Here is a 646-nt window from a genome sequence, read left to right as displayed (position 1 = left end):
GTTTCTGGATGATAAATTCGAGGGATACGCATGAGATTTCCAGCAAGAGAATAAACTTAGTTCCTAACATGGATGCTTTGCACCGAAAAAACAAGGGGCAAGAGACGTTTCGAATGAAGGAAACGCCTCAAACAAAGCTCGGGTGCGCTTGTGTTTTTACAGTGCGCGGCAAGCCTCTTGAACAAACGGGTTGTGGTTACCTTGTACTTTGGCGATGCGCTCGTCACGCTCACATTCCCATTTATCTACCGGATAGGTTTTGTTCCAAGCACTCATTAGCTGAGTTTGTTGCTTGGAGAGTTTGAATCCGTACTCCTTGCTCATGTACAGGTAAGTACGTGCAATCGAGCCGCGAGCTCTGTCGGGTGGCATTACTTTGCGTTGCTTGAAGTTCACTTGCATGTCGCAGCGGCCATAGCTGACACCATCCATGCCGTTCCATTGGCTGAAGTTGAAGTTAGAACGGTCACCGTTCACCTCACCAACCGCTGGGGTCAGGTTGTGTAAATCCGCCTCCATGAGTTTAAAAGCCGTGTCGTTGCGCGAACAGTTTTTGCGTCCACCGCGTTGCCAACACTGGAGCTGGTGGCCGAATTGCCAGGCAGGAACCACATGTTCCCATTCAATGCGAGCTGCACGTTTTTCT

General features: G+C 49.7%; 1 protein-coding gene. It reads right to left on the bottom strand.

All coding sequences use genetic code 11. The annotated features are described in order from the left end of the window. Window positions 1-156 precede the first annotated feature (156 nt). Window positions 157-646 (bottom strand): endonuclease (locus R8N47_RS25910; protein ID WP_318186194.1); only part of this gene is annotated, 490 nt, incomplete at its 5' end.

This window comes from Vibrio sp. 2132-1 (assembly GCF_033344315.1).
This window is presented reverse-complemented; position numbering and strand designations above follow the sequence as displayed.